Annotated in this window: 12 protein-coding genes; 3 read left to right on the top strand and 9 right to left on the bottom strand. The window is 65.7% G+C overall.

Translation table 11 applies throughout. The annotated features are described in order from the left end of the window. Window positions 1–168: 168 nt before the first annotated feature. Entirely contained in the window at window positions 169–357 is a 189-nt protein-coding gene (locus ACT3HL_RS10500; RefSeq protein ID WP_445086787.1) for a hypothetical protein, read from the top strand. A 97-nt stretch (window positions 358–454) separates the two neighbouring features. Here the strand turns inward: ACT3HL_RS10500 and ACT3HL_RS10495 are convergent, their stop codons facing one another. Next, window positions 455–886 (bottom strand): type IV pilin, encoded by a 432-nt coding sequence (locus ACT3HL_RS10495; protein ID WP_445086786.1) that lies wholly within the window; start codon window positions 884–886, stop codon window positions 455–457. 5 nt (window positions 887–891) lie between these two features. Continuing rightward, window positions 892–1,326 carry a type IV pilin gene (locus ACT3HL_RS10490; RefSeq protein ID WP_445086785.1) on the bottom strand — a complete coding sequence of 145 codons (435 nt, stop codon included), beginning with the start codon at window positions 1,324–1,326 and terminating at the stop codon, window positions 892–894. A 379-nt stretch (window positions 1,327–1,705) separates the two neighbouring features. Between ACT3HL_RS10490 and ACT3HL_RS10485 the strand changes: the two genes are divergently transcribed. Further along, on the top strand, window positions 1,706–4,912 hold the full coding sequence (locus ACT3HL_RS10485) for a DUF7827 domain-containing protein (RefSeq protein ID WP_445086784.1): 3,207 nt from the start codon (window positions 1,706–1,708) through the stop codon (window positions 4,910–4,912). A gap of 69 nt (window positions 4,913–4,981) precedes the next feature. Here ACT3HL_RS10485 and ACT3HL_RS10480 read toward each other — a convergent pair whose 3' ends face one another. From ACT3HL_RS10480 to ACT3HL_RS10455, 6 genes are all read right to left on the bottom strand, one after another. Then, entirely contained in the window at window positions 4,982–5,296 is a 315-nt protein-coding gene (locus ACT3HL_RS10480; protein ID WP_445086783.1) for an MTH1187 family thiamine-binding protein, read from the bottom strand. A 64-nt stretch (window positions 5,297–5,360) separates the two neighbouring features. After that, window positions 5,361–6,584: an MFS transporter gene (locus ACT3HL_RS10475; protein ID WP_445086782.1), complete on the bottom strand. Its 1,224-nt coding sequence runs from the start codon at window positions 6,582–6,584 to the stop codon at window positions 5,361–5,363. A gap of 179 nt (window positions 6,585–6,763) precedes the next feature. Next, window positions 6,764–8,467 (bottom strand): DNA mismatch repair endonuclease MutL, encoded by a 1,704-nt coding sequence (mutL, locus tag ACT3HL_RS10470; RefSeq protein ID WP_445086781.1) that lies wholly within the window; start codon window positions 8,465–8,467, stop codon window positions 6,764–6,766. Next, window positions 8,460–11,324, bottom strand: coding sequence for a DNA mismatch repair protein MutS (gene mutS, locus ACT3HL_RS10465; RefSeq protein WP_445087040.1), 2,865 nt, complete (start codon window positions 11,322–11,324; stop codon window positions 8,460–8,462). Before mutS ends, mutL begins: the two co-directional genes overlap by 8 nt. A 235-nt stretch (window positions 11,325–11,559) precedes the next feature. Beyond that, window positions 11,560–12,288, bottom strand: a complete 729-nt coding sequence (locus tag ACT3HL_RS10460; RefSeq protein ID WP_445086780.1) for a VTT domain-containing protein — start codon at window positions 12,286–12,288, stop codon at window positions 11,560–11,562. Window positions 12,289–12,319: 31 nt separating this feature from the next. Further along, window positions 12,320–12,484: a hypothetical protein gene (locus tag ACT3HL_RS10455; protein WP_445086779.1), complete on the bottom strand. Its 165-nt coding sequence runs from the start codon at window positions 12,482–12,484 to the stop codon at window positions 12,320–12,322. Window positions 12,485–12,698: 214 nt separating this feature from the next. On the opposite strand from ACT3HL_RS10455, the gene ACT3HL_RS10450 reads away from it, so the two are divergent. Continuing rightward, window positions 12,699–14,414, top strand: coding sequence for a CocE/NonD family hydrolase (locus ACT3HL_RS10450; protein ID WP_445086778.1), 1,716 nt, complete (start codon window positions 12,699–12,701; stop codon window positions 14,412–14,414). 119 nt (window positions 14,415–14,533) lie between these two features. On the opposite strand, the gene ACT3HL_RS10445 is transcribed toward ACT3HL_RS10450, so the two are convergent. After that, on the bottom strand, window positions 14,534–15,163 hold the full coding sequence (locus ACT3HL_RS10445) for an isochorismatase family protein (protein ID WP_445086777.1): 630 nt from the start codon (window positions 15,161–15,163) through the stop codon (window positions 14,534–14,536). Window positions 15,164–15,343: the final 180 nt, after the last annotated feature.

Here is a 15,343-nt window from a genome sequence, read left to right as displayed (position 1 = left end):
TCGGGTTATAACGGGACTATGGTTCTCGTTTTTTCAGAAATCTGGGTAGAGAGTGTCACTCTGACCGCCTCCCGTCGACGGAGAGTGTGTTCGGGGACCTCCGCTGGTCGCACCGGCCCCGGACCCCAAAGCGGAAAATCCATATTCGCTGGCTTGCAGGAGGAAGGTATGGGACTGTTCGACAGCACGCGCGTGCTCGCCGGTATCGCTCTGATAATCGTCGGGTCGCTGCTGCTCCTGCCGGGTGCGCTTCCTGACGCCTCGATGATCTTCACCTACGCGCTCGTTCCCGCGGCGGCGCTCGTGACTCTCGGAACGTGGCTCGTGGGGACGTCCGAAGAGTCGCCGGCGGTCTGAGCGCTCGACGACTCTTTTTTGTCGACTGCAGCGCGCCGTGACGCGGCGCGTTAACGCTCGGGGGTAAAAAATCGAAATCGAGTCGACTCTGCGCCGATCAGGATTCGTCGGGCGCGGTCGACTGACTCAGCGTCGCGGAGTTCTCGCCGTCTTGGGAGGTCCAGACGACGCGGATGGTCTCGCCGGCCCAGTTAGCGTTGTTATCGAACACGTTGCTGGACCCCGCTGACACCGTCTCGTCGACGCCCCAGCCACGGGAGTTGGTGCCGGCTCCGAAGCCGGTCACGTTTAGTCGGTCGCTCTCAACCGAATCACCGGTCTGGTGGGTGATCGTCACGTTTCCATCGTCCGTCGTGTCGAAATCGAAGTCGAAGCTCGCCTGCGGCGCGCTCTGTCCGATTCCCTGACCCAGATTCAGGACGAACGTCCCGATGACGGCGGCGAGAATGACGGTGATCGCGACCATCAGGATCACGCCGATGACCGGTGAGACGGCCGAATCGTCCGTAAAGAGTTGTTTAAGTTTCATAGATTTCAGTTACCCGGAGCGGTCGATTGGCTCAGCGTCGCTGAGTTCTCGCCGTCTTGGGAGGTCCAGACGACGCGGACGGTCTCGCCGTTCCACACGCCGGAGTTATTGTACGTCGCCGCGTCTCCGGCGCTGATATCGCCGCCTAAATCCTCGAACGTCGTCGATCCAGCGTAGTCGAGCGATCCGCTCGACGTCGCGTTGAGTTCGCCCGACGGGACCGAATCGCCGGTCTCGTGAGTGATCGTCACGTTCTGGTTGTCCGTGTCGAAATCGAAGCCGAAACTCGCCTGCGGGGCGGTCTGCTGAATCCCCTGACCGAGGTTCAGGACGAACGTCCCGATGACGGCCGCGAGAATAACCGTAATGGCGACCATCAGGATGACGCCGATGACCGGCGAGACGGCCGAGTCGTCCGTGAACAGTTGCTTGACATTCATTGTTGATAGTGATTCCGCCCTACGCGACGGCGGTGACCCCTCCATCCCCGTTCTCGTCTATCAGTCACCGCTCGTGCAGTAGGAGGCCTAAATGCCTGTTTCACAGACCCCCAAATAAGTCTATCTTTCCAGTTATCAAAACAGATAATTATCGGGTAATTCGACTGATGATTATCGATAGCGCAGTGAAATAGCGATCGAAGCATACACAAAACATATCATATAGTGTCGTGTTAGTTGACCTGTACAGATACCTACGTGGCTGTGACTGGGCGTTCGAGCCCCGAGACCAATCGGCCAGTTCCAGTCGCGAGCCGACGAGTCGATGCCCGACGCGGTGCGTCGGCTCTCTGTCGCCCACCCCTCCCCCATCCCCACTATGACACGCCCCACGTTCCGACTCGGTGCGGTTCCGATCGCGCTGCTCGTCGTCCTGTCAGTCGTCGCCGGCGGCGTCACGTTCTCCGGCTCAGTGACCGCCGTCGACGGCGTCACGGATCCGTATCCGTTCACGCCGCAGAGCGTCGGCGAGGAAACGACGAACGATCACTCCTTCAACTACTCGTTCACCGGCGTCAACACGAGCGGGAACACCACGCTCACGCTCGGTGTCGACAGCGACCTCACGATCGATGACGACAACATCGTCGTGAGGAACGCGACCGGATCCGAACTGGACGCGACGCGCACCGACTCCGGCGACGAACTCGCCTTCGAGGTCAACTCGACGACGAGTACGGTCTACTTCAACGGCACCGTCACCCTGACGGCGCCGTCGGTCAGTTCCGATCGGGATTACGACGTGACGTTCACCGGCGAGGACGACGACTCGGACTCCAGCACCGAGACCGTGGCGCTCACCGTCGCGGACTTCTCCGTGAGCACACAGACGTTCGACCCCGCGGAGGTCGATCAGGAGACCGAGAACGAACACACCCTCAACTACTCGATCACGGGAATCAACACGAGCGACAACACGAAGTTCTCGCTCACGGTTCCGAGCGAGTTCGACATCGGTACGTACGACATCGAGGTCAAAGACGCCGACGGGACCGTCCTCGACGACTCGCCATCGGAGAGCGGGAACACGCTCACGATGAGCGCCAATCCCTCGACTGAGACCGCCTACCTCGCGGGGAGCATCAACCTCACGAGCCCGGCCGTTCCCGAGGGACAGGAAGAAGAGACGTACCCGTTCACCGCCGAGGCCAGCGACACCAACGGACGCTCGGACTCCGTCGACGAGGACATCACCGTCCGGTACGTCGGCGGCGTCGCCGGCGCGCCGGAGTTCGAGAGCGCGGTCCAGTACGTCCCCTCACCCGGCTCGCCCCAGATCGAGGTGGCCTTCTCCGAAGACATCGAGAACTTCGAGGACAACTACGGCCTGTACGTCGACGACGAGGAGGTGACCAGTGACGTCGTCGCTTCGACTGTCGTCGGCTCCGCCTCCGAGGCACAGGGACGCGCGATCATCGAACTCGACGACGTCGACAGCCGAGAGCTGACGCTGCGGCTCGACGACGGGATCGAAGACGCCGACGGGAACCCGCTCGATAACCCCGGTGATAAGGACGTCACGTTCGCCCCGACGACGGTGAGAGCCGACGGCGACACCAACGCGTACCGCGGCTCGACCGTCTCCATCGTCGCGTCGGCGACGGACACGAGCGTCACCCTTCAGGGGACCGACGACGACACGGACAGCTACTTCTTCGAGGGGTCGACCGGGACGAACAGTCGGATCTTCCTCTTCGATACGACCGACGAGGAACTCGGCGACTACGAGGCCGACATCGAGGCCGAGGGAACGGCGTCGATCACCCTCCGGAACCTCGATCTCTCGCTCTCGGTCGAGGACCGGAACGTGACGACCCTCCAGACGATCGAGGGGACCGTCTCCGCGCAGACCAGCGACCGCGAGATATACCTCGAACTGCTCGATGACGACGGGGACATCGTCGACGACCGGTACGAGACGCTCGGCGGACAGGGCGAGTACGACTTCACCTACGACCTCGAATCGCTCGCGGTCGAGACCGGCGAGTACACGATCCGCGCCACCGACACCACCACGGGGATCTCCGTCGAGTCGGACGTGATCGATGTCACCGAGGCCGGTGACACCCGGGCGGATCTCCCGAACGACGTCGTTCAGGAGCACCGCGGCGACGTCGCGGCGATCCCGATTCAGTTGGAGAACACCCGCGAGGCCACGCTGACGATCGGCGACGACGAGGCCGGCTACGAGGCGAGCGTGACCGTCCGCGACGGCGGCGGCGACGACCGAGACGGACGCGTGACCGTCTACTTCAACAGTTACGAGGCCTCCGAATTCGGCACGGGCGAGTTCGACGGCGAGAACGACCTCTTCAGCGTGAGCGACGACGACGAGGTCGTCGACGGCGAGGTCACGATCGGCGTCTCGGATCTGCTCGACGCCGAGGCGTATCCGCTGTCCGTGGAGACGGCGGGCCGCGAGACGGACGTGCAGCTACTCGTCCTCGAAGAGCGCGCGACGACCGACATCCGAACCCTGACCGCGCCCCGGAACCGCTACAACAACCTCGACGCGCCCGAAGACGTCCACGAGGGGACCGGCGAGTGGGTCACCGAGGACTCCGAGATCGCATTCGGCGACGTCGTCGTCTACGAGATCGAGGCGTCCGGACTGGAAGGCGCGCTCGACGCCCGCGGAGAGGACACTGTCACCGAGGCGTTCTTCGACTTCGCGAACGGGACCGCGAGCGATCCCGCCGCTCTGTTCTCCGTCGAACAGCGGGATCCGGGCCCGAACCAGGACCCGCTGCTCCTCGAACTCAACCGCTCTAACGCCCGCGTGGTGGCCGACTCGGCCAACGACACCTACTACGTGGCGTTCCGCACCGACGACTCCGACATCGACGGCGTCCAAGACGCCGACGGCGACGGCGTGATCGACGGATCGGAGAACGAGCGCGGCAGTATCGACGCCGAGGACGACCTGCGGGCGTCGTTCACGGTCTACGGCGAGGACGAGAACGACTTGGATCTGACGGCCTCCGGCGACGACGAGACGGTCGAGACGACCCACTCGCTGACCGCGCCCGAGTTCGAGATGACGGAGCCGTTCAACGTCACCGAGGTGAGCGGACAGGAGATATTCGGCGAGGCGACGGTCGCTCCCGGGACCGAAGTGAACGTCCGCGTCCGGAGCGACGACGGCGTTCGCCCGGCGTTCCTGAAGACCGCGTCGACCACCGTCGATGCGGACGGGCAGTTCCTCGTGACGCTCTCGTTCAACGACACGCGGCCCGGCGACAGCTACACGGTCACCGTCGACGACATCGGCCCCGCGCCCGAACTGGCCGTCGACGGAACCGTTCAAGCGGTGATCCCGACCGCGACGACGGAGACCCCGGCCGAGACGACAACGACCACGACGTCGACGACGACGGCGACGTCGACGGACGCGCCGACGACCGCGTCCACGACGACGACCGCCTTCCCGACGGTCCAGACGCCGACGACGACGCCGGGCTTCGGCGTGTTGGCGGCGCTCGTCGCGCTCGCCGGGGCCGCGCTTCTCGCGCTCCGTCGGGACTAATCCGGCCGTGAACGGGCGGGCTTCCGCTCGCTGCGTGTCACTTCGCCCGCGGGGCGAACGGCTCCCCGATCACTCCTCGCCGCTGCGCGCCGGTCGGCCGAGGTGTTCCTCGACGACGTCGACTTTCTCGCGAGCGCTGCCGTCGCTCGTCCGCTTGTCGTCGATCTTCAGCACCGTACTCACTCGATCGGCGTCGACGGCCCGGTGTGCGGCCTCGACGGCGGCAAAGAGCGTTCCGACGTCGTCTGCCTCGATCACGGTCCCCATCGGATTCGTCTCGTACTCGACGTCGAATCCATCCAGCGCGTCGACGGCCGTTGCGACTTCCTCGGCCATACTCCCCTCGATCACGGGCGCGACGCTGAGCAGTGCGATGACGGTCATTGCCGACCGTTCGCTCGCACGGCGGAAAAAGAACACTACAGCCGCGGGCTTCCTCCTATCGCTGTCACGCCGCGTCCGATCCCCCAGAGAGGCGAAGCGTGAGGAGCACAACGACGAAGATGATCACGGCGAGGAGCCAGTAGCTCTCATCGAAGTACCCGCGGTCTGCGATCGTCCCGAGGACCACCGGACCCGAGGCCCCGATCGTCATCGTCGCCGTCCGGACCACGCCGAGACCCGTCCCGCGGACCGCTTCGGGGAAGGAATCGGAGAAGTACGACTGCGTGATCGCGCCCGATCCGAGCATACTGCTCACGAGGATCGTGACCGCGGTGAGCGCGAGGACGCCGTCAGCCAGCGGGAGAACCGCGAGCCCGACGGCGGGCGGCGCGAGGATCGACACGAGCGCGGCCCGTATTCCGACCCGATCGTACATCGCCCCCGCGAGGGGCTTGACGACGACGCCGACCGCGAAAAAGAGACTGAACAGGAGCGATGCCAGCCCGGAGGACAACTCCTTCTGCTCGACGAGGTACGTCGGATACAGCGCCGTGAACGCCTGCCAGACGAAGATGTACAGAAAGAGGATGAAGGCGAAAAAGAGGACGTTCTCCTGACCGAGAGCCGTGCGGACGTCGCGCGCCATCTCCGCCAGTGAGCCGCCGCTCGGGCCGCGTGAGGCGTCGGCCGCGGTCTCCCGTGGCAGTATCACCCACAGCGCGACCGCCGCGACGGCGAGGAGCGGAGCCACGAACCCGAGTCCCACCTGCCAAGCGTAAGCGACCGCCAGCGTCCCGGCGATCGGCGGCAACACCGTCTGTCCGAGGTCGCCAGTCGCCATCGTCACGCCGAGCGCGCTGCCGATCCGGTCGGGGTAGATGTTCGCGAGGATGGTGATCCGGGCGATGGGGTACAGCGACTGTCCGAGCCCGAGGAGGCCGGTCGCGACGAACAGCACGAGCGCCGTCCGCGCGGTCGCGACGGCTAGGACCGCCAGCGCGACGACGGCCGTGCTGAACGCCATCATCGAGCGCTCGCTGTACCGGTCCGTCAGCACGCCGCCCGGGAGCTGTCCGATCGCGGTGCCGAGCCAGAGGATCGTGACCAGAAACCCCGCGACGGTGAGGCTGATCGCGAACGTCTCTCGGAAGTACGGCAGGAGAACGGGATAGATCATCCGCGTACCCAACAGTACCCCCCACGTCCCGGCGATCACGCCCAGCGGTCCGCCCTTTCCGTCGCCCACCAGCGCTCGGGCCTCGCGCTTGAAGGTGCCGACCGGGTTCATCGAGGCATCGAGCGCGCGGCGACCCGTTCGACGGCGGTCCGACGTCGTGTCATCGAATCGAACTCGTATCGACGCGTGTAAATCAGTACCGAATCAGCCGGCGCGGTCGGGCGGTCGGGGACTGGCCGACGCGGTCGCGTCGTCGCGGGACTGGCCGGGAAGAGACGAGCCCATCAGTGTCAGTCCGTACGCGCGCTCCGCCGACCGAAGCCGCGGACGAGCGTTCCCTCGTCGACCGAGAGCACCGTCGGCCGGCCGTGCGGGCAGGCGTAGGGGTTCGCACACGAGCCGAGGCGTTCGACGAGCGCCTCGGCTTCGGCCTCGGAGAGGTCGTCGCCCGCCTTCAGCGAGGGGTGACACGCGAGGTCCGCAAGTAGCGCGTCGCGCCCGTCCTCGGGGGTCTCCCCCCGCCGCAGGGCGTCGGCCGCGTCGCCGACGGTCCCGGGCGCGGCGGCGCGGCCCATCGGCGCCGGAACCGATCGAACGCGAACGGTCGTGTCACCGAACGGTTCGAGGTCGTACCCGAGGTCGGCGAGGTCGTCGAGGTGCGACAGGGCGGCGGCGTACTGCGCCGGCGTCAGCGAGACGCTCGCCGGCGGATCCAGCGGCGCGGTCGGCGACTCGCCGGCGACCGCATCGCGGAGGCGCTCGTAGTTCACGCGCTCGTGCGCCGCGTGCTGGTCGACGACGAGGAGGTCGTCGTCGCGCTCACAGAGGAGGTACAGCCCGCGGAACCGGCCGATGACGTCGACGGCCTCGAACGCCGAGGTCTCCGTGACCGGCTCCAGCGAGTCGCCGAGGTCCATCGAGAGCGCCTCGCTCCGGCGCCGATCCGCCGTGGAGAGCGCGTCGTCGACGGCCGCTCGGACCGCGCTCGCGACGGCGTCGGGGTCGCGAAAGCGGACCTCGCGCTTCCGCGGGTGGACGTTGTGGTCGGTCCACGATTCGGGCGTCGACACCGAGAGGGCGGCGATCGGCGCGCGGCCGTCGGCGAGCAGGTCGCCGTATCCCTCGACAACGGCGCGTTGCAGGCGGTCGTTCCGGACGGGTCGCCCGTCGACCGCCACGTAGACGTGCTCCCGCCGCGCGCGGGTGATCGACGGCTGGACGAGGGCGCCGCGGATCGAGAGCTCCCCGGCCGCGCTTTCGGGGCCGGATCCGGCCCGGTGGACCGCCTCGAACTCCGCCGTTCGCGCCGCGACCTCCCGGTCGTACACGCCGAGCAGCGCTTCATCGAACGCGCCCGTCCCGGGCGTCGAGAACACCGATGCGTCGTCGTGAGTCAGCGAGAACGCGACGTCCGGGCGGGCGATCGCGTAGCGCGAGACCGCGTCGCTCACGCGCGCGAACTCGGTCCGAGAGGCCGCGAGCGACTCCCGGCGCGCCGGCGTCGACGCGAAGAGGTCTCGGACGGTGACGGTCGTTCCACGCCCGCGTCCGGTGGCTTCGACCCGGTCGGCGCCCGGCCCGTCCGCGGCGACGACGCGCGTCCCGCGCGGGCCGCCGTCGTTCGTCCGGAGGTCGAGCGTCGCCACCGTCGCGACGCTCGCGAGCGCTTCGCCACGGAAGCCGAGCGTCCCGACGCCCTCGGGCGACTCTCCGGGGGCGAGTTTGCTCGTCGTGTGCCGCTCGACCGAGAGCTCGGCGTCTCGACGGCTCATCCCGCGGCCGTCGTCGCGGACGCGGATCTGCTCTGTGCCGTCGCCTGCGACCTCGACGTCGACCCGTTCGCCCCCGGCGTCGAGCGCGTTCTCGATCAGTTCGACGACGACGTCCGCCGGGCGGGTGACCACCTCGCCGGCGGCCACGCTCGCGACCGTCGCGTCGTCGAGGCGGCGGACCGAACGGTCGCCGGCGTCGGCCGGGCCGGAAGCGTCACTCATCTAGTTGGCGCCGTAGGGCCTCCAGCGTGTTGAGCGCTTCGAGCGGCGTCGTCCGCGCGACGTCGACGTCGCGGAGCGATTCGAGAACCGCGCGCTCGGCGTCCGTCAGGTCCGTTTCCGCCGCCGGTCTCGACTCCGCCGTCCGCTGGGCTTGACCGACGCCGTCCCGGGCTTCGGCGTCGTCGAGGCCGTCGACGTACGCCGCGAGCGTGTCGCCGCGCTCGGTCGCCTCCTCGCTTCGATCCGCGGCGGACGGCGGTTCCGCCCGGGCGACCCCGTTCGACTGGCGCGCCGACATCGACGCCGGTGCTTCGGGAGTGGAAGCGTCGCTCGGTTCGGCGGGAGACGGCGGCCCGCGCTCAGACGGCTCGTGGACGTACTCACGCGCGCGCTCGACCACCGGGTCTGGGACGCCGGCGAGCTTCGCCACCTCGACGCCGTACGACGACGACGAGGGGCCCTCGGCGACGCGATGGAGGAACGTCACGTCCGAGGTCGACCCCGCGGCGTCAGCAGCGTGGTCGGCCCCGTCTCCGTTCTCAGCCTCGTCTCCGGACCCCTCGCCCGCCTTGCTCACGGTGAAGTGGAGATTGAACGCCTCCGGGAGGTCCTCGGCGAGCGCGGTCAGGTCGTGGTAGTGGGTCGCAAAGAGCGTGGTCGCGCCCACCTCGTCGTGGACGAACTCCGTCGTCGCGCGGGCGATCGCGAGGCCGTCGGCCGTCGAGGTGCCGCGGCCGACCTCGTCGAGGAGCACGAGCGAGTCCGCGGTGGCGTCGTGGAGGATGTCCGTCAGCTCCGACATCTCGCGCATGAACGTCGACTGGCCGCCGGCGATGTCGTCGGAGGCGCCAATCCGCGTGAAGACGCGGTCGAGGACCGGCAGCTCCGCGGCGTCGGCGGGGACGAAACTGCCGGCCTGTGCGAGCAGGCAGATCAGCGCGATCTGCCGCATATACGTCGACTTGCCGCTCATATTCGGTCCGGTGATAACCGCGACGTGGCCGTCGGCGAAGTCGACGCCGTTCGGGACGAACTCCGCCTGCGTCCGCTCGACGACGGGGTGTCGCCCGGCCTCGACGCGGAGGGTCTCCGCGTCCATCTCCGGACGGACGTAGCCCGCTCCGGCCGCGACGGCGGCGAACGCCGCGAGCACGTCCAGCCGGGCGAGCGCGTCCGCGAGCGATTGGAGGCGCTCCGTCTCCGCGGCGACGCGAGAGCGTACTTCGCAGAACACCTCGTACTCCAGCGAGTCGGCGCGCTCGGACGCGGAGAGGATCTCGTCCTCGCGGCGCTTCAGCTCCGGCGTGTAGAACCGCTCTGCGTTCTTCAGCGTCTGCCGGCGGGTGTAATCGTCGGGGACCCGATCGAGGTTCGGGTTCGTCACCTCGATGTAGTAGCCGTGGACTTGGGTGTATCCCACCTCAAGCGAGTCGATTCCGGTCCGCTCGCGCTCGCGTTCCTCGAGGGAGGCGACCCACTCGCGGCCCTCGCGCTCGGCCTCGCGGATCTCGTCGAGTTCGGCGTCGAACCCCTCTCTGACGACGCCGCCCTCGGTGATCTCCTGCGGCGGGTCGGGCACGATCGATCGCTCGATCAGCTCCCGGACGTCGGCCAGTTCGTCGAGCGCCGAGCGGAGCTCCGAGAGCGCGGTCGACTCGGCGTCGGCGAGCGCGGCTTTCACGTCCGGGACGACGTCGAGAGTCGTCTTGAGCGCGCGGAGGTCGCGGGCGTTCGCCCGCTCTCTGGCGACGCGCGCGGCCAGCCGCTCGAGGTCGTACACCCGCCCGAGGTGCTCTCGTATCGTCTCCCGCGGAAGCGGTCTGTCGAGCAGCTCCCCGACGGCGTCGTGTCGGCGCTCGATCTCCCCCTCGTCGATCAGGGGTCGGCGGAGCCACGCCTCCAGCTTCCGCCGGCCGGGCGCACACGCCGTTCGATCGATCGCATCCAGCAGCGTCGCCCCGCGGCCGGGGTGCCGGGAGTCGAACAGTTCGAGGCTCCGCATCGCCGTCGCGTCCACTCGAAGCGAGCGCCGCAGATCGTACCGACGGATCCGCGAGACGTACGAGAGAGTGCCGTCGCCGCCTTGGGTGTACTCCGCGTAGTCGAGGAGGGCGCCCACGGCGCGCCGCTCCGACGCCGAGCCGAGGACGGCGGCCGGCTCGGCCACGTACCCCGAGAGCGTCTCGTCGGCGCTTTCGAGCCCGAACGTCGCCGGGTCGCGGTCGGTCACCATCGTCTCGAAGCCGAGCGTCTCCGGGGCGAGGCCGACCTCGGGGGCGACGAGCAGCTCTGCGGGCGCGAGCCGCTCGAGTTCCTCGCGGATTCGGTCGGCCGGCGCGCTCGTCACCTGGCACTCGCCCGTCGAGACGTCGAGGGTCGCGAGCGCCGCCGCGCCCGTCTCGCTGGGGTCGCCGTCGCCGTTTCCGTCGCCGTTTCCGTCGCCGTCGCCACCGCCGACGATCGCGCCGAGATACGTCGCGCTCGCGCGATCGAGCAGTTCGTCCTCGACGACGGTCCCCGGGCTGACGACGTTCGTGACGGCCCGGTCGACCAGTCCCGAGGCCTCCTCGGCGTCCTCGACTTGGTCGGCGACGGCGACCCGGAAGTCGGCGTCGAGCAGCGACTGGAGGTACGAGGCCGCGTTGTCGATGGGGACGCCCGCCATCGGGTACGTACCCGTGGAGTCCTCCCGCTGGGTCAGCGTCACCTCACAGACGCGAGAGACGGTCTCGGCGGCCTCGCAGAACGCCTCGTAGAAGTCGCCGACCTGAAAGAGCACGAGCGCCTCGGGGTGCGCCTCACAGAGGTCGAGATACTGCGAGAGCATCGGCGTGAGTTCCTCGCGGCGCGCGAGCATCTTCTCCGGCGGCCCCTCCGGTCGCCGGTCGTCCGTGTCTGCGTTGGGGCCGTCGACGCCGGTGCCCTCGATCGACGCGTCGGCGTCCCCGTCCCCGCCGTCGGCACTCCCACTCCCGCCGTCAGCGTTCCCGCCGCCGTCGGTCTCGCTCGGGTCGGCCCGTTCCATACCAGCAGGACGGCGGCCGAAGACCAAAAGCGAACGGGAAACGCGAGCGGCGCCGGCCCCGCCGCGGCTACCGCTCGCCGCCGAACAGCCGAACGATCCGATCGCGGTTCAGGTAGCCGATCGCCGAGAGGAGGAGTACGCCCGCGGCGAGGCCGACCGCGGCGGCGACCTGTTCGGTCCCGAGGAAGTCGCCGACGACGTTCGCGAGGAAGAACGCCGGCGCCCGGCCGACGGCGGCGATGAGCACGAGCTGCCACAGCGGAAGCTTGGTGAGGCCGCCGGCGAAACAGAGGACGTCGTCGGGGAGCCCGGGGATCAGGAAGAACACGAAGAGGCTCAGGCGGACGTACCCGTCGTTGACCGAGTCGAACGTGTCGAGGGCCTCGTCGCTGACGACGCGCTCGACGTACGACCGGCCGAACCGCCGCGACAGCCAGAAGGCGACCGCGCTCCCGAGTGTGATGCCGATCATGTTGTAGAGCGTTCCCCACCACGCGCCGAAGAGGTAGCCGGCGACGACCGCGAGAATCTGTCCCGGGACGGGCGCGAGAACGACTTGCAGCGTCTGCAACCCGATGAGCACGAGCGGGGCCCACACGCCGTAGCCGCGGATGAACTCCCGGAGTTCGGACGCGCTCGTCAGGAAGGCGAGCCGCCGCCGGAGGAGGACCACTCCGACGGCGACCGCGACGACCGCGACCGTCGAGTGTAAGAGAAACCGACGGCGGTCCGCGGCGGACGCGAACAGCTGCGTCTCGCCGAGTCGCGACCGCAGTGGACCGAGAATCGAATCCATCCCTCTGGTGTCGCAAACGTCGCCGCCGTACTTAGGCTGACGTGGTGTCGCTCTCGAAGCGTTCGGCGCGCTCGTCGAGTATTGATCCGAGGGTGCGGTTCTTCGTTTCGAGCTCGTAGCGGACGCGGACGACGGGGACGTCGATCACCCGCGCGAGGTCGTGGGCGTCCCCGAGACGACGACCTCCGGTCGGCATTCCGGATGGTCGCCTCGAGATCCCGGAGCTGGGCATTGCCGTACCCCATCGGCGAGAGGATGTCGTCGAGGTGGTCGTACTCTTCGAGGACTTGCTTGAGAGAGCCCACCGCGGTCGGACGCGGGTCGATGTTTTTATAGAAATGACACACCTCGGACGGCAATATTTTCCCCAATACACGATACTATACTGATAATGCATAATTTGTCATCTTATGAAAATTAAAAAGAACGAACGCTGTGAGGCCCGCGACGGTGTCGAACTCGCAGCAGATGTTTACCTGCCGGAGGAAGAGGGTGAATATCCTACACTCCTCGCCTATTCTCCGTACGGCAAGGAAATCCAAGACTCCGTACTCTTCCTTCCAAAACAAGCGCGTGATGAATCCACAATGTGGGATGGGACGATCGAAGCAGGTGATATCGAATTTCTCACAGAGAACGGCTACGCCCACGTTATCGCCGACGTTCGCGGGACTGGTGATTCGGGCGGCCAGTGCGTTGGATTCTTCGATAAAGCGGGCCAGGACGGGTACGACTTGGTCGAGTGGATCGCCGAGCAACCCTGGTGTAACGGCAAGGTAGGTGGTATCGGACGCTCGTGGTTCGGAACGAATCAGTTACTGTTGGCAGCCGAGAATCCACCCTCTCTTGAAGCGGTGTTCCCAAGCGGCGTATTCACGGACCTGTATCGGGAATTCGCATATCACGGCGGTATACTCAATATGTTCCTCTATGGGCTGTGGGATGGCCGGGGCGGCGATAGCGGTATCGTTGATACTAATTGGGTCTCCCGTGAACGAAAGCGAAATACCGAGTCTGAATTCAACGATCAGCTGAGCGAAAAGCTCGAGGATCCAGACTTCAGGACGTATCCGAATCTGTACCAGCTTCTCGAATACCCCGAGAAAAATCCGTTGTTCGTTGATCTCGTGTTGAACGACACGGACACAGAGTTCTACGCCGAACGGTCGCCGCACGAACGGCTCGATGAAGTGGACGTTCCAATCTACATCTCTGGGGCTTGGGGTGGTACCCACACTAGACCCGTGTATACCGCAGAGGAAGAATTGTCGCTGGACGAACGTCGATACCTGATGACTCCACCGCGCCTTCTCGAACGTCCATATCACGAATACAAAGAGGAGATGCTCCGTTGGTACGACTACTGGATCAAGGGAGAGGACACCGGGATCACAGATGAACCAAAAGTAAAGATGTACGTCAGAGGTGCCGACAAGTGGCGGTTCGAAGACAGCTTGATCCCGGAACGGACAGAATGGACCGAGCGATATCTCAGGAATCACGGGCGCCTCCTTGATCACCCAGACCCAGTCGCAGACCTGCCGCCGAGCGGATTTACGCAACAACCACCGAACGTCGGGACCGACATCGAGGACATCGTCTTCCGTACCCAGCCGTTCGAGACAGAGACAGAAATGACGGGGCCGGCTGCATTACATTTCTATGCTGCTATCGACAGGGCGGACACGACATGGATGGCAACGCTCAGTGACGTTGCCCCAACAGGAGAGGCGTTCGTATTGAGCCGGGGATACCTCCGAGCCTCCCACCGCGGAATCGACGATGATCGATCTGAACCGTATCGGCCGTACCATCCCCACGATGATCCAGAACCTGTCGAACCGGGGGAAACGTACGAGTACCACCTAGAGTTACCCCCGATCTCGAATCTATTCAAGCAGGGACATCGACTACAGATGAGCCTCAAATCATTGGAAATGCCATTCTCTGACACGAGTGACCTTCCTCCCGGAAGTCATCATCTCCCGCACAGCGAAACGATCAGTCATCGGATCTACCACGATAACGATAGACAGTCACGGCTGGTGTTGCCGGTCATCCCCTACACAGATCCGGACCAGTGGATCGAGCCCGGAGACCCCGCACATCCGGGGCCGGTCAGGTAAGACGTACGTCATAGCAAGCAGGAACGCGTCACTTCGGTTCCGCGACGAAGTAGTGCACGAGGGTACGTATTTTGCGGTTCCCCACTGGTGCAGATAATCGGCTGAAGTACTCAGGACGGCTATCCCCCCTGTATCTGTTGTGTTACCTCGTTTAATGGGAGGACGTCGGCGTACTTCGCGTTCATATCAAACAGGTTCGATTTATGAGGATCGGGTGCTCGATCACCGACACACTCACGAGGTACTATCGGACGATAACCGTACGAACAGGCATCGACGACCGTGGCTCTGACGCATCCCGACGTGGTCGCACCAGTGACAATAACGGTGTCACAGCCCTCTGTCGTGAGCATCGTATTGAGTTCCGTCCCGAAGAACGCCGACGGTTGTTTTTTCTCGAGGATGTGATCGGACTCATCTACTGGAAGCCGTGAGTCGAGATCAGAAAAATCCGAGTCAGCAGTAAGATGGTCTCCGTCTGGAGCACCTTTGATTCCGAATATTCCGGCGTCCCTGTAGTCGGCGCGCCAGACGACTCGAGTGAAGTACACCGGGATGCCGAGCTGCCGTGCCGTCTTGAGAAGTTCTACAGTATTGGCTACAGTTTCGTCTAGATTGCTACCGAGCGGACAGTCAGGGTCGGTGAACGCTTTCTGAAGATCGATAACGACAATCGCGGGGGTATCTCCGAACCCGATCTGTTCGGTTCCAATCCCAGATTCCTCGTATGTGTCCTCTTTCGAATTCATTGGAACGATTCAGATCTACACTGGGACGCGCTTAAAGATCCGCCATCAACTGAACAGAGGAGGGTCGAAGGGTACGGGTGACAGAGCGCAGATACGAGAGAAGGGTCGTGTTTAGTTAAGGATGAAGAGTGAGGCGGGAGAATTCCTTGGTGATCTATGCCAGAAATCGCCCGCCTCAGC

Source organism: Halobellus sp. GM3 (genome assembly GCF_052545375.1).
Note: the sequence above shows the minus strand (reverse complement) of the source record. Positions and strands in the feature narration are given on the sequence as shown.

What these genes read in the sequence shown, in the direction of transcription:
- ACT3HL_RS10500 (WP_445086787.1), top strand. Translation starts at nt 169, where the DNA reads ATGGGACTGTTCGACAGCACGCGCGTGCTCGCCGGTATCGCTCTGATA.
- ACT3HL_RS10495 (WP_445086786.1), bottom strand. Translation starts at nt 886, where the DNA reads ATGAAACTTAAACAACTCTTTACGGACGATTCGGCCGTCTCACCGGTC.
- ACT3HL_RS10490 (WP_445086785.1), bottom strand. Translation starts at nt 1,326, where the DNA reads ATGAATGTCAAGCAACTGTTCACGGACGACTCGGCCGTCTCGCCGGTC.
- ACT3HL_RS10485 (WP_445086784.1), top strand. Translation starts at nt 1,706, where the DNA reads ATGACACGCCCCACGTTCCGACTCGGTGCGGTTCCGATCGCGCTGCTC.
- ACT3HL_RS10480 (WP_445086783.1), bottom strand. Translation starts at nt 5,296, where the DNA reads ATGACCGTCATCGCACTGCTCAGCGTCGCGCCCGTGATCGAGGGGAGT.
- ACT3HL_RS10475 (WP_445086782.1), bottom strand. Translation starts at nt 6,584, where the DNA reads ATGAACCCGGTCGGCACCTTCAAGCGCGAGGCCCGAGCGCTGGTGGGC.
- mutL (WP_445086781.1), bottom strand. Translation starts at nt 8,467, where the DNA reads ATGAGTGACGCTTCCGGCCCGGCCGACGCCGGCGACCGTTCGGTCCGC.
- mutS (WP_445087040.1), bottom strand. Translation starts at nt 11,324, where the DNA reads ATGCTCGCGCGCCGCGAGGAACTCACGCCGATGCTCTCGCAGTATCTC.
- ACT3HL_RS10460 (WP_445086780.1), bottom strand. Translation starts at nt 12,288, where the DNA reads ATGGATTCGATTCTCGGTCCACTGCGGTCGCGACTCGGCGAGACGCAG.
- ACT3HL_RS10455 (WP_445086779.1), bottom strand. Translation starts at nt 12,484, where the DNA reads ATGCCGACCGGAGGTCGTCGTCTCGGGGACGCCCACGACCTCGCGCGG.
- ACT3HL_RS10450 (WP_445086778.1), top strand. Translation starts at nt 12,699, where the DNA reads ATGAAAATTAAAAAGAACGAACGCTGTGAGGCCCGCGACGGTGTCGAA.
- ACT3HL_RS10445 (WP_445086777.1), bottom strand. Translation starts at nt 15,163, where the DNA reads ATGAATTCGAAAGAGGACACATACGAGGAATCTGGGATTGGAACCGAA.